A 22,540-nucleotide genomic window follows, 5' to 3' on the forward strand; every position below is an offset into this window, starting at 1 on the left:
AGCTACCTCGCCGGCCTACACCTGCGCGCCTCGATGATCTGGATCAAAGACCTCACCCGGACCACCCATTGATCACGACCCAATACGCGCCCTAGTTGGTGCGGGCCAGGCGTGCGATGTGGGCGCGGTAGGCGGAGATCTCGTCCTGGGTGAGCGCCAGGCGGCCGGGGCCCGGCTGATGAGCGGGCAGCTCGGTCGCCTGGGCCATGGCGCGGTAGAGCGGGCCGGGGAGGTTCAGCAGCAGCTGGCCCTGCTCGGCCGTCTCGATCACCATCCATGAGTCCGCGGTGTCGTCGTCGACATCGGCGGCCCCGATGGTGCTGACAGCGGTCACGGTCAAAACCGGTGGGATGTCGCTCATGCCCACCTGCCTACCAGCACTCGCCCGCTTCGGCGAGTCGTGGCCGCCCGGCGTCCGTGGCGACGCCGACGACACGACCTACTGGGCCGAGTCGTCCGTACCGCCCGCCCTCCGACAGCGCGCAGGCACCAGGCGTGCGGCCCGGCGTGGCAGGTGTGGGGAGAGCCGCGGCAGCAGGAGCAGGACGAGGCCGGCCGCGCTCAGGAGTGCCAGGCACGAGACGATCCAGAAGCTCGTGTTGTGCACCGAGTACGCGACGGCGCCGAAGGCGATCAGACCGGACCAGAAGTACATGATCAGGACCGACCTGCGGTGGGAGTGGCCGATGCCGAGGAGGCGGTGGTGGAGGTGGCCGCGGTCGGCGGCGAACGGTGAGCGGCCGTGCCACGTGCGGCGGACGAAGGCCAGGACGAGGTCGGCCAGCGGGAGGGCGATCACCGTCAGCGGCAGCAGCAGCGGGATGTAGACCGGCACCATCGCGTGCACCGCCGCCCGCTCGGTGCCGAACAGCTTCAGCGCGTCCGGGTCCACCCGGCCGGTGGCGGTGATGGCGCAGCCCGCCATCACCAGGCCGATGAGCATGGATCCGGAGTCGCCCATGAAGATCCGGGCCGGGTGCAGGTTGTGCGGGAGGAACCCCAGGCACATGCCCATCAGGACCGCGGAGAACAGCGTCGCGGGGGCGGCGGCCTCGATCCCGTGCCCGTACCAGAGGCGGTAGGCGTACAGGAAGAACGCGGTGGCGGCGATGCAGACCATGCCGGCGGCCAGCCCGTCGAGACCGTCGACGAAATTGACGGCGTTGAGGGTGATGACGATGAGGGCGACGGTCAGCAGTGTGCCCACCGTGTCGTTGAGGATGACCGTGCCGATGCCGGGGACGGGCAGCCACATGATCCGCAGGCCCTGCTGCACCATCACTCCCGCGGCGATCAGCTGCCCGCCGAGCTTGATGACCGCGTCGATCTCGAACTTGTCGTCGAGCACCCCGACCAGCCAGATCAGCACGGCGCCCGACAGCAGCGCCTGCGGCTCCTTCACCTCGAAGACGCCCTGGAGATGGGGCAGTCGGGAGGCCATGACGAGGCCGGCGCACAGGCCGCCGAACATCGCGATGCCGCCGAGGCGCGGCGTGGGCTCGTGGTGCACGTCGCGCGCCCGTACCGCCGGCATCGCACCGGCCGCGATCGCGAACTTCCGGGACGGCCCGGTCAGGAGGTGGGTGACCGCGGCCGTGACGCACAACGTCAACAGGTACTCACGCACGGGCTGCCTCAAGGATGTCGCGGGCGGTCACGGCTTCCCCCACCCTATGCAGGCGGCCTTCGCCGGTGGGGTGTTGGGTACGGGGCGAACCGCGCCCCGCCCGCTCCGGCCGCCCCCGTACCGGGGAGAATCCCCGTCATGGACCAGGACTTCGGGAACTACCAGAACGAGATCTACCTGGACGGGCTGCGCGGCGTCACACCACGCTTCCCGATGACCGCGGCGGACTGGGCGGCCAAGGCCGAGGCCGCGCTGCCGTCGTCGGTGTGGTCGTACGTCGCGGGCGGCGCGGGCGACGAGCGCACCCAGCGCGCCAACGTGTCGGCCTTCCACCGCTGGGGGCTGATCCCGCGGATGTTCGTCGGCGCCGCCGAACGCGACCTGAGCGTCGACCTGTTCGGGATGACGCTGCCTTCGCCGCTGTTCATGGCGCCCATCGGGGTCCTCGGCATCTGCGCCCAGGACGGTCACGGAGACCTCGCCACGGCACGGGCAGCCGCCCGCACCGGCGTCCCCATGGTCGCCTCGACGCTGTCGGCCGACCCGATGGAGGACGTCGCCGCGCAGTACGGCGACACCCCGGGCTTCTTCCAGCTCTACACGCCCAGCGACCGCGAACTGGCCGAGAGCCTGGTGCGCCGCGCGGAGCTGGCCGGCTTCAAGGGCATCGTCGTCACGCTCGACACCTGGGTCAGCGGCTGGCGCCCCCGCGATCTGTCCACCGCCAACTTCCCCATGCTGCGCGGCCATTGCCTGACCAACTACACCAGCGACCCGGTCTTCCGCGCCGGGCTGCCCCACGCCGCGGAAGAGGACCCGCAGGCCGCGGCCCTCCGCTGGACACAGCTCTTCGGCAACCCCCTGACCTGGGACGACCTGCCCTGGCTGCGGTCCCTCACCTCGCTGCCGCTGATCGTGAAGGGCCTGTGCCACCCCGAGGACGTACGCCGCGCCAAGGACGGTGGCGTGGACGGCATCTACTGCTCCAATCACGGCGGCCGGCAGGCCAACGGCGGTCTGCCCGCACTCGACGCGCTGCCCGGCGTGGTGGAGGCCGCCGACGGACTGCCCGTCCTCTTCGACTCCGGTGTCCGCACCGGCGCCGACCTCATCAAGGCCCTCGCCATCGGGGCCACCGCCGTCGGCGTCGGCCGTCCCTACGCCCACGGCCTGGCCATGGGCGGCACCGACGGCATCGTGCACGTGCTGCGCTCGCTGCTCGCCGAAGCCGACCTGATCATGGCCGTCGACGGTTACCCCACGCTCGCCGACCTGACTCCTTCGGCGCTCCGGCAGGTCGCGGGAGGGTGAGCCGCCCTGGCCCGCCGTTTCCTCAAGCGGCGGGCCCGCCGTCCGTCAGACCCGCGAGGCCGGCGGCGTCGGAGAGAAGGTCGACGAGCATGGTGAAGGTGAGGCGGCCGGTGAAGGTGTTGCGCTGACTCGGGTGGTAGCAGCCCAGGACCTGCAGTTCCGGCCGCGCTCCGGTGGCCGGCAGGGTCAGCCGGGTGCCGTGGCCGAAAGCCGGCCGCGGGCGGGGGAGCTGCCACCCCGCGTCGCCGAGCACGGGCAGCAGCGCCTGCCAGCCGAATGCCCCCAGGACCACCACCGCGCGCAGACCGGGTCCGAGCAGCGCGAGTTCCGCCGACAGCCACGGCCGGCATCTGTCGCGCTCGGCCGGGGTGGGCTTGTTCTGCGGCGGGGCGCAGTGGACCGGCGCGGTGATCCGTACGCCGTGGAGTTCCAGTCCGTCGCCGCGGTGGGTGGCCGTCGGCCGGGAGGCGAGGCCGACGGCGTGCAGGGCGGCGAACAGGAAGTCACCCGAGGCGTCCCCGGTGAACATCCGGCCGGTCCGGTTGCCGCCGTGCGCGGCGGGCGCAAGACCGACGACGGCCAGCGCCGCGTCCGGCGGCCCGAACCCCGGCACCGGCCTCGCCCAGTACTCCCAGTCGCGGAACGCCGCGCGCCGGGTCGCGGCGACCTCTTCCCGCCAGGCCACCAGCCGCGGGCAGGCCCGGCAGTCGGCCACACGGGCGTCGAGTTCCGCCAGCCCGCCGCTGTGCGCGGCGTGGAAGGCGGGGAAAGCACTGTCCGCACGGTCCGGCGGCGGGCCCGCCGGCCGCGTTCCGCTCGTGTTCATGACTCCACGCTAAGGCCGTGCCGGAGGGAGAGAACGCGTCCGGCGGGCCCGCCCCGCTCCCGTCACAGCTGCGTGGCGCCGGAGCCGACGGGAGCGGGGGACGGCCTCATCAGGGGATCCGCAGCTCCGTGCCGATGGTGAGCACGTCAGGGTCGGATCCGATGGCGCGCTGGTTGTAGCGGTGCAGTTCGGGCCAGCCGCCGCGGACGCCGTAGTGCAGGGCGATGGCCGAGAGCGTCTCGCCGGCCCGCACGGTGTGGCTCTGCGCGATCTTGTGCATGCGGACCGGGGGGCCCGCGTCCTGCGGCGGCGACGGGTGCGTGCCGGCATCCGACGAGCCGATGCCCTTGGCGCAGACCGGCCAGGCCCCCCACCCCTGTTTCGCGCGCACCCTTTCCGCGACCCTGATCTGTTGGCTCCGGGTGGCGAGGTCGGCCCGTGGCGCGTAGCGGCGTCCGCCGAACTCCTCCCAGGTCGACTGCTGGAACTGGAGTCCGCCGTAGAAGCCGTTGGAGGTGTTGGTGTCCCACTTGCCGCTGCTCTCGCACTCCGCGATGCAGGACCAGGGATCCTCGCCCGGCGCGCACCGGTGGTGGCCGAAGTGCGCGGATCCGGGGGTGCCGCGCGCCGCGGTGCCGGTGGCGGGTTCGCCGGGCTTGGCGGCCCGTGCGTGCGCCGGGGTGCCGGCGTGTGCCGTGCCGGGCGAGGCGGCCACGAGGGCGACGAGAGCGACCAGGGACTGTCGGATTACCTGATGTGCTGTCATCGCCGCACGCTAGGCAGCTGCCGGTGCCGTCGTGGCGGAGCCGCGCGGATCCCGGCGCAAGGCCACCCGAACGGCGGGCGCGCCCGAGCCCGCGGTGTGCCAGGGGCCGGGTGCCAGGAAAAAGCGAGGACCTGACGGCCCGGCGCACGTAGGGTCAGGGGGTTTTGTGATCACCCACATCCCGTGCCGCCGACGCCGTGACGCGGGCACGAGGAGCCTTCGATGAACCGTCAGGACCCGTTGCACGCCGCGCGGATGACCGCCTACGCGTCCGTGGGCACCCGCCTTTCCCTGCTGAGCGACCGCAGGATCGGCGCGGCGGTCGCGGGCGCGGCGCCGCTCGGGACGGGCATCGGCGGCCGGTCGGCGGAGCTGGACGTCGGAGGGACGCGGGTGTTCGTCAAGCGGATCCCGCTGGCGGACGTCGAGTTGCGGCCGGAGCACGTGCGGTCGACGGCGAATCTCTTCGGGTTGCCGATGCACTACCAGTACGGCGTGGGCTCGGCCGGGTTCGGCGCCTGGCGTGAGCTGGCCGTGCACATCATGACCACCCATTGGGTGCTCGCGGACAGGTACGAGGGCTTTCCGCTGATGTACCACTGGCGGGTGCTGCCCGATTCGCCTCCCGCTCACTTCGCCGATGAATTCGGGGGTATCGAGGGTGCGGTGGCGCACTGGGAGGGTTCCCCGGCCGTTCGCGGGCGCCTGGAGGCCGTCGCCCGCTCCACGTCGAGCCTGGTGCTCTTCCTGGAGTACCTGCCGCAGACCCTCGCCGGGCTGCTGGACGGCCACCGGGCCGAGGGCGGGCCGGACGGCGGCGACGGCTCGCCCTACGTGTGGGTGGAGGAGGCCCTGGCGCGTGGGACCGCCTTCCTGCGTTCCCAGGGGCTCGTCCACTTCGACGCGCACTTCGGCAACATCCTCACCGACGGCAGCCGGCTGTACTTCGCCGACTTCGGGCTCGCCCTCGCCTCCGGCTTCGAACTCGCCCCGGACGAGGCCGGGTTCCTCGCCGGGCACCTCGGGTACGACCGATGGCACACCGCGAGCTTTCTGCTCCACCACCTGCTCCGCTCGCTGCCCGGCGGGGAGCGCGGGACGGCGGCGCGCGAGGCGTTTCTGCGGGCGTGGACGGAGGGGCGGCGGCCGGACGGGGTGCCGCCCCGGATCGCCGCGCTCATCGACCGGCACGCCCGTTCCACCGTCGTCATCGACGGCTTCCACCGCCGCCTGCTCGACGAGAGCAAGCGGACGCCGTTCCCCGGGGCGCTGCTCGGACCGTGACGTCACCTCAACTCCCGTACGTATCCGGCCCGCCGCCCGGTGGGGAAGGGGCGGCGGGCCGGTGAGGGGAGGGGCAGGCGGGCCGGGTGTTACGCGGGTGCTGCTCCGCGGCGGTGGCGGCGGATGAGGTAGGCGCCGCCGCCGAGGAGGAGGCCGCCGCCTGCCGCGGTGGTTGCCGCGACGGTCGAGGAGCCGGTGGAGGTGTGCTCCGGTGTGGCCGCGGCGGACGCCGTGCGCGGGGAGAAGCCGCCGAGCTTGCCGGAGCGCTGGTAGTCCGAGCCGGCCAGCTTGTCCGCGTACCGGGTGTGGACGAGCTTCCGGTACGCCTGGGTGGATATTCCGTCGCTGCCGACCGACTGCCTGGCGCTGTCGTTGAGCGGCAGCACCCGGTTGCCCGACAGCTTGTACCACGCGGCGATCTGCGGTTCGGTGAAGACCGCCGCGCCCTTGGCCCGGTGGGTGTACGTCAGCTCGTCGGCGCCCGAAAGGACGTTGGCGACGGCCCACTTGTGGGTGTGCGCGTCGCGTACGGTCCACACCGTCGCCCGCGCGCCGGACGCCGAGCGGGCCTCGGCGGCCAGGTAGGCGAAGCGGGCGACCGGCGCCGATGCCGTGTCGCCGCGGACGAAGCCGGGGTCCAGGGAGTAGACGGGCACCGCGGAGCCGACCAGTTCCGGCGCCTGCGCCGCGGCGTCCTGCCGGGTCACCTTCGCGTCGGCCACGGTGCCGTGCTGCGACGCCTTGTGCTTGCGCAGGTGGACGAAGAAGGCGGCCAGTCTGTCCGTGGTGTCCTGGCTGCCCAGCGTCCGCCCGGCCGCCGCGCGGTCGCCGCCGGTCACCGAACCGGCCAGGGGGGCAGGGGAGTTACCGGCGGCCGATGCGGTGGCGGGGGTCAGCAGGACGAGGGCGCCGAGGCCCGCGGCGAGCGCCGCGACGACGGGACGGCCGTGGCGGGAGGGGGAGTTGTCGGTCATCACACTCACTTCTCTCCGTACAGGGACTCGGCCCAGTTGAACTGGTTGTTGCTGACGTAGGTGGAGTAGTCCATCTCGCCGTAGCGCGGGTTGGACGGCCAGGGGTCGGCGTACTGCATCGTCCGGGTGGCGGAGTCGTAGCCGTACAGGACGTGCGCGTGGCCGCCGCCCGCGGTCCAGTAGATGCCGACCTCGACGGGGGAGTTGGCGTCGACGGACGAGGCGACGCTGGAGAAGGGGAGGACGCCGGTGACGTTGCCCGGGTTCATACCGAGCCCGGACCAGGCTTGCTGTACGTCGGTGAGCTGTCCCGGCTGGTTGGGGCAGGGGTAGTTGCCGCCCTGGCCGAATGCGAGGTTGCAGAACGTGTTCTGGTCGGTGCCCTGCCCGTAGCCGAGGTGCTGGGCTATGGACAGGCCCGTCGCGGCCCAGCACCACTGGTCCTGCACCTGGGTCAGCTCGTTGAAGTCGATCCGGGAGCCGGAGCCGCCCGCCGGCCCGGCGGGTGCGGGCGCCGCCGATGCCGTGCCCGCCAGCGGCAGGACCAGGCAGGCGGCTGCCGCGAGACCGGCGAGCGCCTTGGGCCGTGACCGCCGCGGCGGGGTCGGGGACGCCGGCGCGGCTCCCGGAGGCGTCCTGCGATTCCGCAGAATCATGGTGTCTCCTTCGCACCCGGCGGATGACGCCGGGCCAAGACGTGAGGGGGGAGGCCGTCGAGGTCGTGTCGCGGGGCCGCGCCGCACCTCCCGGTGCGGGCGGGAACTCGTCGGCCGGCTGGACGAACGAGGCAACGGTGGAGCCGCCGCGGCACGGCCGGGAACCCCCTCGCCCGCGGAGCAAGGGGTTATCCGGTATCCCCCTCATGGGCGGGGGACGGCCGGAAGGGCTGGTGGCGGCCGGTGCCGAAGGGGCGTCCCGGCCCGGTTCACCGCAGCGGGGCGCTTCCCGGGTCGCCGGTGTGCCGGTGCAGCCTGACGAGTTCGGCGCGTGAGCGGATGCCGAGCTTGCGGTAGACGCGGGTCAGCGTCGACTCGATCGTCTTCGCCGACAGGAACAGCCGGGCGGCGATCTCACGGTTGGTGGCGCCGTCGCCCGCCAGCTGCGCCACCCGGTGCTCGGACGGTGTCAGTGCCCGCCACTGCGGCGCCGGTGCCGCGTCGCCGCCCGTCGCGTCCTCGACGTGCGTGAACCGGTGCATCTCGGCACGTGCCCCGTAGAGCCAGGGGAGTGCCCCGGCCTGCTCGAACACGGCCGCCGCGTCCTGCCAGCAGGTCAGCGCCGCGGTGACGTGCCGCCGGCGCCGCTCCACGGTGCCGAGCGCCAGCAGATCGCGGCCGTGCTCCAGCGGCAGCCCCAGGCCGTGGTGGTGCTCGGCCGCCTCCCGCAGGCCCGACACCGCGCCGGCCAGGTCGCCGGACGCGGCGCGCACCAGCGCTTCGGCCCGCAGCAGCGACATGGCGGCGCCCGTCCTGCCCAGGCGGAGCGTGGTGTCGCGCACCTCGTCGACGACCGCGGCGGCCCGGTCGTGCTCGCCCGCGGCGATGAGCGCCTCGGCGAGGTCGGAAGGCCAGGGCACCGGGACGGGGTCGACGATGCCGCGGCGGCGGGCGATGGTCCGCGCCCTGCTCAGGCAGTCCACGGCCGCCGACGCGTCGCCCGCGCGCGTCAGGACCTGCCCCAACAGGCAGAGGGCCAGCGGCAGATAGATGAGGTCCCGCTCGGCGTCCGCCACCCGGACGCTCTCGTGCGCGAGCGCGGCGGCCCGGTTCAGATCACCGCCCGCGGCTTCGGCGACGGCCGCCGAATAACAGGCCTGCCCGAGGTGCGCGCCCAGCTCGCGGGCCCGCCGCAGTGCCTCGCGCGCGGCGGCCAGCGCCCGCCCGCAGCGGCCTGCCCGTACCTCCACATCGATGGCGGCGCACAGCAGGAAGATCATGTCCTCGGCGTTGTCGGACGTCTTCGCGCGGTGCAGCAGCGCGTCCAGTTCGTCGGCCGCTGCCACGAGCCGGTCGGCGAAGAAGTCCAGCCTCGCCTTGATCGCCCGGGGGCCGTTGTGGCTCCCGACCGGACCGCTGTCCTGCGGCAGGGCCAGGGCGCGGACCAGCGGTTCGGTGGCGTCGGTGCGGCCCAGCAGCGTCCCGACGAACGCCTGGAGCGACAGGGCGAGCACCTCGGTCCAGCGGTCGCCGCCGCGCCGCGCCCAGATCGCGGCCCGGTCGGCCTCCGCCCAGGTGACGGCCGCGTCGCCGTCGGCGATGTGGGCCTTGCAGGCGCGCAGGTAGTGCAGGCGGGCCCGGTCGTAGGGTGCGCCGCCGGCGTGCGCGAAGGCTTCCGCGAAGACCTCGTCCAGGCCGGACAGCGCCTGATCGGCCGCGGTGATGACGAGGATGCGGGCGCGTACGTGGCGGTCGGGGGTGTCCGCGTCGGCGGCGGCGCCGATCGCCAGCTCCCGGCAGAGTTCGTGGTCGGCCGCCGCGTACGCGTGTCCGGCGCCGGCCAGCAGGCGTTCGCAGCGCCGGCCGCCGAACCGCGCCGGGGTGCGGGCGGCGGCGAGGCGGGCCAGGGCGGCGGCCTCGTCGGGCGCGCCCCGCCGGGCGGCCTCCTCGGCGGCTGCGGTCACGAACGCCGCCACCTCCTCGTCGGGCCGGGTGCCGGACAGGGCCAGGTGCCGGGCGCGTTCGGCACGGTCGGCGGTCACCGCCCCGAGCCGGGCGTGTGCGGCCCGCCGCTCGGCCGCGGTGGCTCCGGCGTACAGGGCGCAGCCGAACAGCGGGTGGGCGAACCGGAGCCGGACGCCGTCCTCGTCCGCGGCGATGATTCCGGCCGCGATGGCGTGCTCGACCGTGCGGGCCACCGGGTCGGCGGGATGCCCCGCGAGGCGGGCGCCGGGTGCGGGGTCCGTGCCGTCGGCAGGCCCGCTGCCGAGCGGTGGCCGTATGGCGCCCGCGGTGGCCGCGCAGCGCAGCAGGCCGAGGGTGAACCCGCGGGTGCAGGCGGCCGTCAGCAGCACCTCACGGCCGTCGGGGCCGGTGCCGGCCAGTCGCCTCGCGAGTGCGTCACGTATACGGGCGGGCACCGGCAACGGCCGGTCGCGGGAAGGGAGTTGGTCCTGGCGGCCCAGTGCGCGGACGATCTCCAGGGCGTCGCCTGGGTTGCCCGCGCAGGCCGCGTGCACCCGGCGGACCAGCCAGCCCGGCAGTGCCGTGCCCTCCCGGTCGCCGAGCATCTCCCGCAGCTCCGACAGGCCCGCCGGTGGCACCGCGAACTCCCGCACAGGGCCGGGGCAGAAGGCCGCGCCCGCCGGTGCGCCCTGCCCGTGCGCCGAGGTCTCCGCGGTGAGCACCCGTACTCCCGTGGCCCGCAGGCGGCGCGCGGTGTACCGGAGGATGTCGGCGCTCGGCCGGTCCACCCAGTGCGCGCCGTCGATGGCGAGCAGCACCGGGCCGCGTCGGGCCAGGCGGCGGAGCAGCGCGAGGGTGCCGAGGCGCAGGGCGAGCGGGTCGGGCGCGCCCGCCGTGGGGGGCTCGCGGCGCAGGACGACGCGCAGCGCGGACCGCTGCGGCGCGGACAGCGGCGCCAGCTCTTCGTCGGGCAGCGGGTCGAGCAGGTCGGCGAGGGTGGCGTACGTCAACTCGCCTTCGGGGGCGGTGGGTTCGGCGGACAGTACGGTCTCGGAGCGGGCGCGTGCGGCGTCGACGAGGCCGCTCAGGATGTGTGAGGTGCCGATGCCGGCGGGGCCGTGCAGGACGACGCTGCCGCCGTCGGCGAGGTGCAGACGGGCCGCGCGTTCCACGTCCTGCCGCGTGCCGGGCTCGTTACCCACCACAGGCGGTCCTCACGGCGTTCCGGGAGCGTGCGGGGGAGGGCCCCGGTGCGTCGCTCTTCGACGCCGGTTCACCGCTCCACCCGTCCCACATGTTCATGCCATGGTTGTCTTGGAGTCAACGCTCGCGGAGCCGGGGTTCGGGGAGCCGTGCCGTGCCGCCCCACCCGCTTGGGTGAGCGGGGTCGCGGCGGAGTTCCGGGGGTCCGTTCGCCGGGCCCTCGCTGCTCGCCCGCCCGGCCGACGGAAGCCCCGCCCCCGTGGCGCGGGGCGGACGACGGAGGGGGCGGACGCGCACTGCGGGCGCCACCCGTCGCCATATATCGGTACATTTACCTTGATCTGGCTTCCCTTGATCCTCCCCAAGGCCGGGCGGGCCCCGCCCGGCGGGTGCGAGCGGCGGATTCCGGCAGGTGACGGATACCGAATGCGCAAGAACGGGCACCGGGCCACGGGCTCCGGTTCGCAGCGCCCCTTCCGCTTCCCGTTGAGCGCGCGCAGCCTGGCGGGCCGGCTGATGCTGACGCAGCTCGTCCTGGTGGTGGTGCTCGTCACCGTCGCCGCCCTGGCACTGGTGCTCCAGTCCCGCAGCGACATCTCCCGGGAGGCACAGCAGCGGGCGCGGTCGGTGGCCACCGCGTTCGCCCACGCACCCGGGACGGTGCAGGCGCTCGACGGGCCCGACCCCACCGCCGTCCTCCAGCCGCGCGCGGAACGGGTCCGCAAGGACGCCGACGTCGACTTCGTCGTGGTGTTCACGCCCCAGGGCATCCGGTACACGCACCCCGACCCCCGGCTCATCGGCGAGCGCGTCATCGGTGGGTACAAGAGAGCACTGCACGGGACGTACACCCGGACCCTGCGGGCGAGCAGCGGCGTGACGGTCACCTCGATCACGCCGGTCACCCGGGACAACGGCTCGGTCGCAGGACTGGTCTCCGTCGGCATCACACTCAAGCGGGTACAGAGCACCACCGCGGCGCAACTGCCGGTGCTGCTGGGCGGCGCCGGCCTCGTCCTCGCACTGTCCGCGGCGGGCACCCTGCTCGTCGGCCGCCGGCTGCGCCGCCAGACGCACGGCCTGGGCCCCGCCGAGATGACGCGGATGTACGAGCACCACGACGCGGTGCTGCACTCGGTCCGCGAGGGAGTCCTGATCATGGACGCCGACCACCGGCTGGTGCTGGCGAACGACGAGGCGCGGCGGCTGCTGGACCTGACGCCCGACGCCGAGGGGCGGCTGGTGACGGAACTCGGCCTCGAACCGCAGGTCGTCGAGGTGCTGACCTCCCGGGACGTGGTGTCGGACGCGGTGTGCCGGGCCGGCGACCGGCTGCTGGTGCTCAACATCCGGCTCACCGACACCCCCGGCGGCCCACGGGCCGGTGTGGCGACGCTGCGGGACACCACGGAACTGCTCGCGGTCACCGGACGGGCCGAGGCCGCACGGGAGCGGCTGCGGCTGCTGCACGACGCCGGCGCACGCGTCGGCACGACACTGGACGTGCGCCGGACCTCCCGGGAGATGGCCGAGGTGGCCGTGCCGCGGTTCGCCGACCTCGTCACCGTCGAACTGGCCGACCCGGTGGTACGCGGCGAGGACCCGGCGGCCCACGGCGGACTGCTGCGCCGCACCGCCGTCAGCGGGCCACCGCCGCGCGCCCGTACGCCGGATGACGGCCAAGGGGCGGGCGACGACGAGGCCGCGGCGGGCGGCTCGCGCGGCGCTGCGCTCTTCCCCGCCGACGAACTGCTCAGCTACGCCATGCCGTCGCCGCAGGCACAGGTGCTGCGCAGCGGGCAGGCGAAGCTCGTGCCCGACGTGACCGGGGCGGGCGAGCCGCCGGCGGACCCCGCGCAGGCCGCCAGGATCCGCGAACTGGGCCTGCGGTCGCTGATCAGCGTCCCGGTCCGGGCCAGGGGCCGGGTGCTGGGCGTGGCCGACTTCTGGCGGACGGCGGGCTCCCCGCCGTTCGACGAGGACGATCTCGCGCTGGCCGAGGAGCTGGTGGGCCGGGCCGCCGTCAGCGTCGACAACGCCCGCAGGTACACCCGCGAGCACGCCACCGCCGTCACCCTCCAACGCAGCCTGCTGCCCGGCGCGCTGCCCGAACAGGACGCGGTGCACGCCGCCTACCGCTACCTGCCGGCCCAGGCGGAGGCGGCCGGGGTGGGCGGCGACTGGTTCGACGTCATCCCGCTGCCCGGCGCCCGGGTCGCCCTCGTCGTCGGCGACGTCGTCGGCCACGGCCTGCACGCCGCCGCCACGATGGGCAGGCTGCGCACCGCCGTGCACAACTTCTCCGCGCTGGACCTGCCGCCCGCCGAACTCCTCGGCTACCTCGACGAACTGGTCACCCGCATCGACGACACCGGCACCGCGGGCACCGCCCAGGTCTCCGGCGCCACCTGCCTGTACGCCGTCTACGACCCCGCGTCAGGCCGCTGCACGATGGCCACCAACGGCCACCCCGGGCCCGCGCTGGTACACCCCGACGGCACGGTGTCCTTCCCCGACGTGCCCGTCTCGCCGCCGCTCGGGCTCGGCGGCGAACCCTTCGACACGCTCACGCTGGAACTGCCCGAGGGGAGCCGGCTCGTCCTGTTCACCAACGGGCTGATCGCGGACCGGCAGCGGGACATCGACACCGGTCTCGGCCGGCTGCGCGAGGTCCTGTCCAGGCACCCCGGAGGCACGGCCGACGAGACCTGCCGGTACGTGCTCGACGCGATGGTGGCGCCGCAGCCGGGCGACGACGTCGCCCTGCTCGTCGCCGTCACCCGCCGCCTCGACTCCGAGCACATCGCCGAATGGGCGGTGCCGAGCGACCCGGCGGCCGTCGCACCCGTACGCGCCGAAGTGGCCGGCCGGCTCGGGGACTGGGGCATGGCGGAACTGGGCTTCGCCACCGAGCTGATCCTCAGCGAACTGGTCACCAACGCGATCCGGTACGGGACCGGCCCCATCCGCGTCCGGCTGATGCGCGCCCGCAGCCTGATCTGCGAGGTGTCGGACGGCAGCACCACCGCTCCGCACCTGCGCAGGGCCGCGATGACCGACGAGGGCGGGCGCGGCCTCTACCTCGTCTCCCGGTTCGCCGAGCGGTGGGGCACGCGGTACCCGGACGGCGGCAAGGTCGTCTGGACCGAGCAGTCCCTGGAGCCGGGCACATCGCCCGTCAAGGAGCCCACGGAGGAGGATCTGCTCGATCAGTGGGGCGAGGATCCGCCCGCGCCGTCGCAGGTGGATCCCTGAAGCAGTCCTGCGGGAAAGCGGCCCTGAGCTGCGAAGTCACCCTGCTTTCGGGCTCGCTGCCGGTGCGTCGGACCACTCGGCTCGGGCGAGTGCGGTGAGGGTGCGCAGAGCGGAGGTGGGCTGGCGGTCCTTGTGGAGAACGAGGTAGACGCCGAGGGCGGGACGGGAGGTCCACGGCAGTGCGGTGAGCGTGCCGCGACGGATTTCGTCGGCAACCGTGGTGCGCGGCAGCAGGGCCACGCCCAGGCCGGCCTCGGCACACCGCTTGAGGGCTTCTGTGCTGACGAACTCCATGGTCGCGGGGCGGATCGCGGCCTGTTTCAGTTCCCGGTCCATCACCTCGCGCTGTGCGCAGTCCTTCTCGATGAGCAGCAGCGTCTCATCGGCCAGATCCACGGTGCGGACGACCTCGCTCCGGGCGAGGTGATGCTCCGGCCAGGCGACCAGGCGCAGTTCCTCCTCCGCCAGCCGGTCGGCGGTCACCATGGGCCCGCTCACCTCCTCCTCAAGGAGGAACCCGGCGTCGAGGTAGCCCTCGCTGAGCGAGGCCATCAGTGAGGTTCTGCTCGCCGCGCCGAACGCCACCTGGAGGAGCGGGAAGCTGTTCTTCAACGCACGCAACACCGGTGGCAGGCGGTGCGCGCAGAGGCTCTCCGGCGCGGCGATGCGCAAGGTGCCGCGTACCCGCCCCGGGTCACCGCCCGCTCCCTGGACCGCCTCCGTGGCCTGCTCGGCGTAGTTCAGGAGGTTCTGGGCGTGGTTGCGAAGCTCACGGCCCGCGTCGGTGAGGACGACCCGGCGGCCGAGCCGGTCGAAGAGCGGCGTACCGAGATCTCTCTCCAGGGCTTTGATGTGCGCGGTGACGCTGGACTGTACGTAGCCCAACTCTTGCGCGGCGCCGGTGAAGTTCAACCGCTGGGCCACCACGACAAAGGTCGAGAGATGCTTCAGCTCCACACATCGAATCGTATTCTCGAATGGAGGCCATCGCAATCGTTCGTTGGACGCGATTGACGTGAGCCGTAAAACTGCTGACATGCCCCTCTCTCCCCCCACACAGCGTCGTCGGCGACCCGCCGGTGACGAGCGCACCGGCCTGGCCGGACGGGACTTCCTCCTGCTGCTCGCCGCGACAGTGGGAACCTTCTCCAACTACGCGCCGCTGTTGTCGGTCGCTCCGCTGTGGTCCGCCCAGGGCGGCTCCGGGAACGCCGGGGTGGGTGCCGTGACCGGCGTGACGATGGCGGCGACGGTGGGTGTGCAGCTGTGCATGAGGTGGCTGCTGCGGCGGTTGAGTCTGCGCCAAACTCTGGTGTTCGGAGCGCTGCTGCTGGGGCTGCCCACCTTCGCGTACCCCCTCTCGACCGGACTGGGCTGGGTGCTGGCCGTCTCGGCCGTGCGGGGTGTCGGCTTCGGAATGGTCGCGGTGGCCGGCAGCGCACTGGTGGCCGAACTGGTCCCGGCACACAGCAGGGGCAAGGCCGTCGGCTGGTACGGCGTCGCCGTCGGCCTGCCCCAGGTTCTCTGCCTGCCACTGGGAGTGTGGCTCGCCGAGCACATCGGCTTCACGCCGGTCTTCGTCGCGGCCGGCGCGCTCAGCGTGTTGGCCGCGGCGGCGATCAGGCCACAGCGCCGTCAGGGGGAGTCGGGCGGAAGCCGGGCCGCCAAGTCCGGCGAGGTGCCGCTGCGGCCCTTCGGCCGGCCCTTCACCGTCCTGATCACCGCTGCCTGCGCTCTGGGCGGGGTGACGTCGTTTCTCCCCCTGGCACTCAGCGACTCCACCGCCGCACCGGTCGCACTGTTCCTGCTTTCCGGCGCTGTCGTCGTCGGTCGCTGGGTGGCGGGTGTCGTCAGTGACCGGGTGGGCACCGGGCGCCTGTTGGTCCCCAGCGTGCTGGCCTGCGTCGTGGGGATGGGCGGCTTCGGGCTGGCCACCGCGCCGTTCGGTGACGGCGCGGTACTTTCCGCGGTCGCAGCCGCCGTCTACGGCCTGGGCTTCGGCGCCCTGCAGAACGACACCCTGGTGATCATGTTCCGCCGGGCCGGCCCCCACGGTCACGGGGCGGCCAGCACCGCGTGGAACATGGCCTACGACGCCGGCACGGGGATCGGCGCCATGGCCGTCGGCGTCACTTCGCACGCTCTGGGAGTCGACGGCTCCTTCACCGCCGCCGCGGTCCTGATTCTCCTGGCCGCCCCGCTCGCACTCCGCGACGCGCGCACCGAAAACCGCGGCGAGGGGCCGTCCGCCGCCGAGCGTCCGGCCGAGACCCCGACCCACATGCCGCAGTAAGCCGGTTGGCCAGAACACGACGGGCCTCCTTGTGCAGGCCCAGACCTTCCGGCGATCGTTGTCCATTACATAGAAGAGAAGGTGGATCCTTCATGGTGAACAGTTCCCCTCCGTCTCGTTCGCAGGGAGCCTTCCGCCACGGTGGCCCCGGTGACGTGTTCGTGGACCTCAGCCACGAGATCGTTCCCGGCGCGACGGCCTATCCAGGGATGCCGCAGCCGGTACTCACCGATCACATCTCCCGTGAGCAGTCGCGGGAGATGTATGCGCCGGGAACTGAATTCCATCTGGGCAAGCTCTGTCTGGTCGGCCAGACAGGCACATACATGGATGTCCCCTTCCACCGCTTCGCGGATGGTTACGACCTCACATCCCTCGACCTGGCCCGAGTTGCCGGCGTACCCGTCACCGTGATCGAAACGGACAAGCAGACGATTCCTCCGGAGTGCTTCGCGCAGTCCGATCTGCGGGGCCGTGCCGTCCTCATCAGGACCGGTTGGTCACGGTACTGGGCCACAGACACCTACGAGAACGGTCAGCACCCCCACCTGTCCGCCGAGGCCGCCGCGTTGCTCGCCGAAGCCGACCCGGCGCTCGTGGGAATCGACTCCCTCAACATCGACGCCACAGATATACGTGAACGCCCGGCGCATACGGAGCTGCTCGGTGCGGGTATCCCGGTGGTCGAGCACCTCACCAACCTCTCCCTCGTCCCGGAGCAAGGGGGAAGGTTCACCGCCGTTCCCATCAAGGTCGCCGGTCTTGGCACGTTCCCGGTGCGCGCGTTCCTCGGATACTCCCGATGGGCCTGACGTGTCGTCGGCCCCCGACGAGAGCGGGACAATGGCCAACCTACAACAGCTCAGGACATTGGATTCCGTACGATGCCACGGCGGAATCCATGCCGCGGCCAAGGCATTACATTTATCCCCGTCCGCGGTATCCCAGCAAATAAAGGCACTGAGTTCGGAATGCGGATTTCCACTTGTGGAGCCGGAAGGACGCGGGATACGGCTGACGGACAGCGGTTCGGTGATTGCTCAGGTCGCGTCGAAGATCGCTGACCTGTGGGAGACATCCGTCTCGGAGCACCAGGAGAACGGGGCGGCACAGTCTCGCACCAAACCATGCGTCAAACTCGGCGCGTTCCCCTCGGCGATGGGAAACTGCGTACTCCCCGCTCTCGGAGTCGGCAATGGACTCCCCTTCGGCCTTGAGCTGTACGAAACGAGCCCGCACGAGGGTCGTGACCTCGTGCAGGCCGGCAGTCTGGATGCCGCGATCTCCATACAGGAGGCAGCCGAACCCGAGGACGTACGCTTTCGCACGGTGCCGCTGCGGCACGAAGCTTTCGTGCTAGTCGGCCCGCCGAAGCTGCTCTCCTCCGCGGTCCGTTCCGGCTCGGATTCGCTGTCCGCTTTTCCCTGGGTACTGCCACGCGTCGGCTCGGACTGCGACCGCCTTGTCACCTCGCACTTCGCGCGGCACGGCATCCTCACCCGGACGGTCGGCCGCACGGACGACTGGGTCCTGGCACAGGAGATGGCCCTGGCGCTTCAGGCGATCACCTACGTCCCCTCTTCGGAACTGGTGCGACGGGACGGACTGACGCGGTCGGTGGACGTCGCCGGTATACCGGCCCCGGCGCGAACCGTGGTGCTGGTGGCCAAGTCATCGGCAGCGGTGTCGAGTTGGTTTCTCATCCTGCGGCAGCGCCTCAAACGCGCGTACTCGCGGACCTCAGCCCTCGCGCACAGCAGTTGAAGGTCTGTCAGGGATTCCGCAGGCGTACCAGACCCTGATACTCATCCTTCAGCTTCCATTCCGGGTCGGGCGGGGCGTGGTGAGGACGGGGGACGTGCGCCGAGTGTTGCCCCACGCGCACGTCGTGCAAGTAGCGGGGGCAGTTTTCGAATACCTGCCGTACGTCAACCTCAACCACGGCATCCGCTTCCGGAAACAGGGCGAGAAGCCGACTGTCCGTTGATACCTGCGCCGTGCCGTTCACGCGCAACTTGATCGGCTTGTCATAGTCGATGAACAGCATTCCGACCTGAGGATTGTCGAGAATGTTGCCCAAGCTCCGGAACATGCCGTTTCCGTCGTAGCTGGGAAAGCGAAGCAGCCTGGGATGGGGAACCTGGACGAACCCGGGCAGACCGCCCTTGTAGGAGCAGTCGGGGTAACCATCGGCGTCAGCTGTCGCCAAGTAAAAGCAATCCGCCTGACGCAACATCGTGGCCGCGGTCTCGTCCAGATGGTCGGTTACGTACTTGCCGGCGATGTGATCTGCCAGCCGTTGCGTACGCAGGGTTTCCTGCATGCGCAACGCCCCTTCGCGATAGAAGCTCCGTTCCGTCACCAACGCCTCCCCTGTCCGGCTTCCTGCATGCTCACACGGAAATCTTCCCGTCGCGATGGCCTCCCGCAATGATTGTTTAAGCTTTTAGCATGGTGGCTCATGTGTCCCGTGCGTAACATTTGCGGGCGCTGCAACAAGCGGAATGATCGGTTCACCCCACGGATACGCAGCAGCGGGACGCCGGGAGGTGGATCACACTCGCGGTCGCGTCGAGTGGATCATTCTCATCTTCTGTTGTGTCCGGGTCTCCCTCGGTGATCGGCGGAAGACTGATCCACAGTTGCTCAACGCAGCTCGGCCCGGGTTCGTGACCCATGTGAGGAGTGCCGACAGCGACGGCACTCCCGTCTTCACCCCGTCCGCTGACGGCCGGGGGCGGGTGTTGCGCCGAAGCCATACGTGCAACACGTGCAACAGATGCCCATCAGCCATCTCGACGATGAACTCCTGCGCTGCGGACCTACGACCCGATCGAGTGCGGAATCACCCACAGCGGCCCCTTCCGTGGCCGGCGCGGACCACGTCGCCACCCTGCTCATCGCCAGGGAATACGTCGACGACGAATCCGAGCCATCGAGGCGTCTTCGGTGACGTCATCAAAGCTGTGCGGAGCCGCGTTGAGTAAACCCCGGTACTCGCTCTGACGGAGAGGAAAAGAATCGTGACATTCACCGCCGTGGGGACGGCGATCGCCGCCTCGCACACCGAGCAGATCAGCAGGGCATTTCCGCGGCAGGGCGCACCTGACCCGGTAGCGAGGGAAGCCCTGCTGAGCCGGCTGCACGCCTACTACGTGGCCTACATGGGTGGTCCCGAGGATTTTGCCAGCATTCCGCGGCTCAACGCAAGCCGTGAAATCGTCGAGATCGAGGACGCCTGGCTGGCATGGGAGGACGCGCAAGTCGATACCACCACGCTTCCCGAAAGCGGCGGTGCCTTCCACGACTGGTTCCTGGAAGTGGCGGCACAGCACACGCAGCCGGACTTCTGCAATTACCTGGCCCACGAAGCGAGCATGGAGGAGATGGCGCTCTTCTTCATGGGCGAAGAGCTCGTCGACAGCAAATTCGACGACCTCATGGCCATGGTGCAGATCGGCACAGAGGGACACACCAAGCTCACCATCGCGGAGAACTATTGGGACGAAATGGGGGAGGGGAATATCGACCATGTCCACACCCGCATGTTCGAGCACTCCGCCGTCTACATGCGCAAGCGGTTGGCCGAAGCCGGCATCGGCCGCGAGGCGCTCTTCTGCCCCGAAGCCTTCGAGAACGCGTCCATGCTCCTGATGTATGGCATCCACCGCCATCTCAACCCTCGCGCGCTCGGGGCGATGGGCGTACTGGAGCAGAGCGCTTCACCCCGCTTTCAGGCCATGGTCGACGGCTGCAACCGTCTCGGTGTGCCCGCGGACGTCATCGACTACCAGCGCGTGCACGTCCAGGTCGATGCCGACCACGGCGCCGAATGGTTCGAGGGTGTCTTCCTGCCACTGGTCAACCGTTCGCCGGAACTCCTGAGGGAGATCTCCTTGGGCGTGGCCACCCGCGTGCGCGTGGCCAACGCCTACTACCAGCGGATCTGGGACGCCATGCGCGGTTTGCCGAAGCGAGGGGAAGGGTGATGACCACCGCGGCATCGAAAGAGCCACCGCAGCTGCTCTTCCGCAAGAGCCGGGTTTCGGGCCGGGACGAAGCGGTCTTCCTCTTCAAGTTGGTTCTGGCCATCGCCCTCGCCGTGGCCGGTGGGTACCTCGCGCTGAGACCGAATTGGCTCCTTGCGCTGGTCGGCGCACTACTTCTCGGCGCGCTCTACACCCATATGGTCGAGCTCCAGCACCAGTGCCTGCACCACTCCGCCTTCCGATCGTCCAAAATCCACCGCCTGGTGGGAATTCCCCTCGGCGTCCCCCTGCTGGTCTCCTACAGCCACTACCGGGTCAGGCACCTGCAGCACCACCGGTATCTGGGCACTCCGCAGGACTCGGAGTTCTTCGGGTTCGACACCCGCAAGCCGATCACTTCGGGAATGCTGCTGCGAGGCTTGCTGGACTACTCCCGGATTGTCATCGTGCTCCGCGATGTCCTGCGCAGCTGGTCCGGTAGCTGGTCCTACGACATCGGCCAGATCGCCGAGCGGCGGCGAAGGGAAATCATCGCTGAGTACCGGCTGATCGGCCTGATAGTGGTCGCCGCCGTGGTCGCCGCCGCCCTCGGTTTCGGCGGGCCCGTTCTCCGGCTGTGGGTCCTCCCGCTGGCCTTCGCCGTGCCCATGCACTTTCTGGTGGAGATACCGGAACACCTGCTGTGCGAATCCGACACCACGGACGTACTGCGCAACACCCGCTCGATTCGCGGCAGTTGGCTGACCACATGGTTCACCAACGGCAACAACCTGCATGTCGAGCACCACGCGGCGATGGTCGTACCGATCAACAGGCTCAGGGAACGGCATCCCGAGGTCGAAGAACACGCCGTTTACGTCGAGCGGAATTACGCCGGCTTCTTCCGCAAAGTCGCTGCCGTCGCGTGGGAGAACCGTAAGGGGACCACCGGCTCCGAGCCCACGCGGAGTGCCTGATGTCCGGGCGAAGGCACAAGATCCTGGTCTCGGGAAGCGCTGTACGCCATGCCGCCCTGCTGTGTACAGAAGCCGTGCCTGACGCGGTACGGATGTCCTGCGTCGACAACATCGTCCGGATCGAAGTGCCGGAAGCCGATTTCTGGATCCGCCTGGAGAAGGTGACGGACGAGGTGACACGGCTCCGCTTTCACGTCACCTTCCGGGAGGACAAGCCCGCGGGCGGTACCTGGTGGTCGAGCCGGGAGATCGAGGTCCCCGCCGGACCAGGATCCGCGTCGGTGGGCCAGGTCCTGGCCACCGAGATACGTCACAGTCGGAGCACGTTCACTCATGCGGTCAGCGAGGCGCCACCCCTCGCGTTCACGGCCTGAGCACCGGAAGGCAAGGCGCCCCCGACGACCGACACCGTAGCCGCCCGGTCCAAGAACCAACCCCCAACGGCTGGTTGGCGCTCCACACCACCGGAGCCGAACTCGTCGAACAACATGCGGCCCGCAGCCTCCACCCGACCGTCGCACCCGAACCGGCCCCGCCCGTCTTCCCCTTCGGGCGGGGCGCTCCGTTGCTCAGGGCGCCGTCCGCCGATCTTCCGGCGCGCCCGCGCTGATAGCGTCTCCGCAGTTGAGGGCGTGTCACCGTGCACGCACCGGCCGGGGAGGACGAACGCACCATGATGGGCCATTCGCACGCGATGAGCGGCGCCCTGCTCTTCGCAGGCACCACACCTTTTCTGCCGCCGCTGCTGATGCACACTCACCTGACGCCGCAGGAGATCCTGATGGGCACGGTGCTCTGCGCCGGCGCCGCGCTGCTGCCCGACCTGGACCACCACGACGGCACCATCGCCAACTTCCTCGGCCCGGTGTCCAAAACCCTGTGCCGCTTCGTGGCCTGGATCTCCGGCGGCCACCGCCACGCCACCCACTCGCTGTTCTTCGTGGCCCTGATGACCGCGGGCACCTGGGCCGGAGTGACGTACCTGGGCCGGCCCTTCACCCTCGGCCTGACCTTCTTCCTCCTCGCGCTGGCGGTCCGCGCACTCAACCTCTGCCCGCCGGGCCACGGCTTCTCCGCCTGGGGCACGATCGTCGCCATGGCCGGAATCGGCACCGCCGTGATCGCCAAGTTCATCCCCTCGGCCCCCGTTTGGCTCCCGTACGCCGTCGGCCTGGGCTGCCTGGCCCATCTGCTCGGCGACTCCATCACCAAACAGGGCGCGCCGTGGCTCTGGCCCCTGAAGAACCGCTACGAGATCGTCATCATCAAGCACAGCGGCAACAAGCTGGAGACGGAGATACTGACCCCGATCATGGGCATCGCCACCGTCGTCCTGCTGTGGTTCACGGCGCTGTCGCCGCACCCCTTCAGCTAGAGCTCGTCCGTGGGTTGGGGACTGCGGATCTCGGCCATGTGACTACTGGGCTGCGACGAC

General features: G+C 71.1%; 19 protein-coding genes. 10 read left to right on the forward strand and 9 right to left on the reverse strand.

What is annotated here, in order from left to right:
- Nucleotides 1–91: 91 nt before the first annotated feature.
- Nucleotides 92–361 carry a hypothetical protein gene (locus ACIBK8_RS34850; protein WP_399046605.1) on the reverse strand — a complete coding sequence of 90 codons (270 nt, stop codon included), beginning with the start codon at nt 359–361 and terminating at the stop codon, nt 92–94.
- Between the two features lie 78 nt (nt 362–439).
- Nucleotides 440–1,639: an MraY family glycosyltransferase gene (locus ACIBK8_RS34855; RefSeq protein WP_399046607.1), complete on the reverse strand. Its 1,200-nt coding sequence runs from the start codon at nt 1,637–1,639 to the stop codon at nt 440–442.
- A 126-nt stretch (nt 1,640–1,765) separates the two neighbouring features.
- Here ACIBK8_RS34855 and ACIBK8_RS34860 point away from each other — a divergent pair, with 126 nt between their 5' ends.
- Nucleotides 1,766–2,938 (forward strand): alpha-hydroxy-acid oxidizing protein, encoded by a 1,173-nt coding sequence (locus ACIBK8_RS34860; RefSeq protein ID WP_399046608.1) that lies wholly within the window; start codon nt 1,766–1,768, stop codon nt 2,936–2,938.
- Nucleotides 2,939–2,960: 22 nt separating this feature from the next.
- Here ACIBK8_RS34860 and ACIBK8_RS34865 read toward each other — a convergent pair whose 3' ends face one another.
- Together ACIBK8_RS34865 and ACIBK8_RS34870 are read right to left on the reverse strand one after the other, a co-directional pair.
- Nucleotides 2,961–3,764 carry a uracil-DNA glycosylase gene (locus tag ACIBK8_RS34865; protein WP_399046609.1) on the reverse strand — a complete coding sequence of 268 codons (804 nt, stop codon included), beginning with the start codon at nt 3,762–3,764 and terminating at the stop codon, nt 2,961–2,963.
- Nucleotides 3,765–3,873: 109 nt separating this feature from the next.
- On the reverse strand, nt 3,874–4,530 hold the full coding sequence (locus ACIBK8_RS34870; RefSeq protein ID WP_399046611.1) for a transglycosylase family protein: 657 nt from the start codon (nt 4,528–4,530) through the stop codon (nt 3,874–3,876).
- A 222-nt stretch (nt 4,531–4,752) separates the two neighbouring features.
- Between ACIBK8_RS34870 and ACIBK8_RS34875 the strand changes: the two genes are divergently transcribed.
- Nucleotides 4,753–5,814, forward strand: coding sequence for a protein kinase family protein (locus tag ACIBK8_RS34875; protein WP_399046612.1), 1,062 nt, complete (start codon nt 4,753–4,755; stop codon nt 5,812–5,814).
- 89 nt (nt 5,815–5,903) lie between these two features.
- Here the strand turns inward: ACIBK8_RS34875 and ACIBK8_RS34880 are convergent, their stop codons facing one another.
- The 3 genes from ACIBK8_RS34880 to ACIBK8_RS34890 all read right to left on the reverse strand — a co-directional run bounded on the left by ACIBK8_RS34880 (nt 5,904) and on the right by ACIBK8_RS34890 (nt 10,611).
- The gene (locus tag ACIBK8_RS34880; RefSeq protein WP_399046613.1) at nt 5,904–6,788 is read right to left on the reverse strand and encodes an LPXTG cell wall anchor domain-containing protein; all 885 of its coding nucleotides are present in this window, start codon (nt 6,786–6,788) and stop codon (nt 5,904–5,906) included.
- A 5-nt stretch (nt 6,789–6,793) separates the two neighbouring features.
- On the reverse strand, nt 6,794–7,444 hold the full coding sequence (locus tag ACIBK8_RS34885; protein WP_399046615.1) for a papain-like cysteine protease family protein: 651 nt from the start codon (nt 7,442–7,444) through the stop codon (nt 6,794–6,796).
- Between the two features lie 269 nt (nt 7,445–7,713).
- Nucleotides 7,714–10,611, reverse strand: a complete 2,898-nt coding sequence (locus tag ACIBK8_RS34890) for a LuxR C-terminal-related transcriptional regulator (protein ID WP_399046616.1) — start codon at nt 10,609–10,611, stop codon at nt 7,714–7,716.
- 427 nt (nt 10,612–11,038) lie between these two features.
- Between ACIBK8_RS34890 and ACIBK8_RS34895 the strand changes: the two genes are divergently transcribed.
- Nucleotides 11,039–13,867: a SpoIIE family protein phosphatase gene (locus ACIBK8_RS34895; protein ID WP_399046617.1), complete on the forward strand. Its 2,829-nt coding sequence runs from the start codon at nt 11,039–11,041 to the stop codon at nt 13,865–13,867.
- 36 nt (nt 13,868–13,903) lie between these two features.
- Here the strand turns inward: ACIBK8_RS34895 and ACIBK8_RS34900 are convergent, their stop codons facing one another.
- Nucleotides 13,904–14,824, reverse strand: a complete 921-nt coding sequence (locus tag ACIBK8_RS34900; RefSeq protein ID WP_399046619.1) for a LysR family transcriptional regulator — start codon at nt 14,822–14,824, stop codon at nt 13,904–13,906.
- Between the two features lie 79 nt (nt 14,825–14,903).
- Between ACIBK8_RS34900 and ACIBK8_RS34905 the strand changes: the two genes are divergently transcribed.
- From ACIBK8_RS34905 to ACIBK8_RS34915, 3 genes are all read left to right on the forward strand, one after another.
- A complete protein-coding gene (locus tag ACIBK8_RS34905; protein WP_399046621.1) occupies nt 14,904–16,160 on the forward strand; it encodes an MFS transporter in 1,257 nt (418 codons plus the stop codon).
- A 92-nt stretch (nt 16,161–16,252) separates the two neighbouring features.
- Complete coding sequence (locus ACIBK8_RS34910) at nt 16,253–16,972, forward strand: cyclase family protein (protein WP_399046622.1); 720 nt, start codon at nt 16,253–16,255, stop codon at nt 16,970–16,972.
- A gap of 31 nt (nt 16,973–17,003) precedes the next feature.
- Nucleotides 17,004–17,924 (forward strand): LysR family transcriptional regulator, encoded by a 921-nt coding sequence (locus ACIBK8_RS34915; RefSeq protein WP_399046623.1) that lies wholly within the window; start codon nt 17,004–17,006, stop codon nt 17,922–17,924.
- A 7-nt stretch (nt 17,925–17,931) separates the two neighbouring features.
- Here ACIBK8_RS34915 and ACIBK8_RS34920 read toward each other — a convergent pair whose 3' ends face one another.
- Nucleotides 17,932–18,522, reverse strand: a complete 591-nt coding sequence (locus ACIBK8_RS34920; RefSeq protein ID WP_399046625.1) for a pyridoxamine 5'-phosphate oxidase family protein — start codon at nt 18,520–18,522, stop codon at nt 17,932–17,934.
- A gap of 661 nt (nt 18,523–19,183) precedes the next feature.
- Here ACIBK8_RS34920 and ACIBK8_RS34925 point away from each other — a divergent pair.
- From ACIBK8_RS34925 to ACIBK8_RS34940, 4 genes are all read left to right on the forward strand, one after another.
- Entirely contained in the window at nt 19,184–20,149 is a 966-nt protein-coding gene (locus ACIBK8_RS34925) for an iron-containing redox enzyme family protein (RefSeq protein ID WP_399046627.1), read from the forward strand.
- A complete protein-coding gene (locus ACIBK8_RS34930) occupies nt 20,149–21,105 on the forward strand; it encodes a fatty acid desaturase family protein (RefSeq protein ID WP_399046629.1) in 957 nt (318 codons plus the stop codon). Before ACIBK8_RS34925 ends, ACIBK8_RS34930 begins: the two co-directional genes overlap by 1 nt.
- Before the next feature lie 74 nt (nt 21,106–21,179).
- Nucleotides 21,180–21,479, forward strand: coding sequence for a hypothetical protein (locus tag ACIBK8_RS34935; RefSeq protein WP_399046631.1), 300 nt, complete (start codon nt 21,180–21,182; stop codon nt 21,477–21,479).
- A gap of 266 nt (nt 21,480–21,745) precedes the next feature.
- Complete coding sequence (locus ACIBK8_RS34940; protein ID WP_399046632.1) at nt 21,746–22,480, forward strand: metal-dependent hydrolase; 735 nt, start codon at nt 21,746–21,748, stop codon at nt 22,478–22,480.
- Nucleotides 22,481–22,540: the final 60 nt, after the last annotated feature.

Source organism: Streptomyces sp. NPDC050161 (assembly GCF_044460025.1).
Classification (GTDB): domain Bacteria; phylum Actinomycetota; class Actinomycetes; order Streptomycetales; family Streptomycetaceae; genus Streptomyces.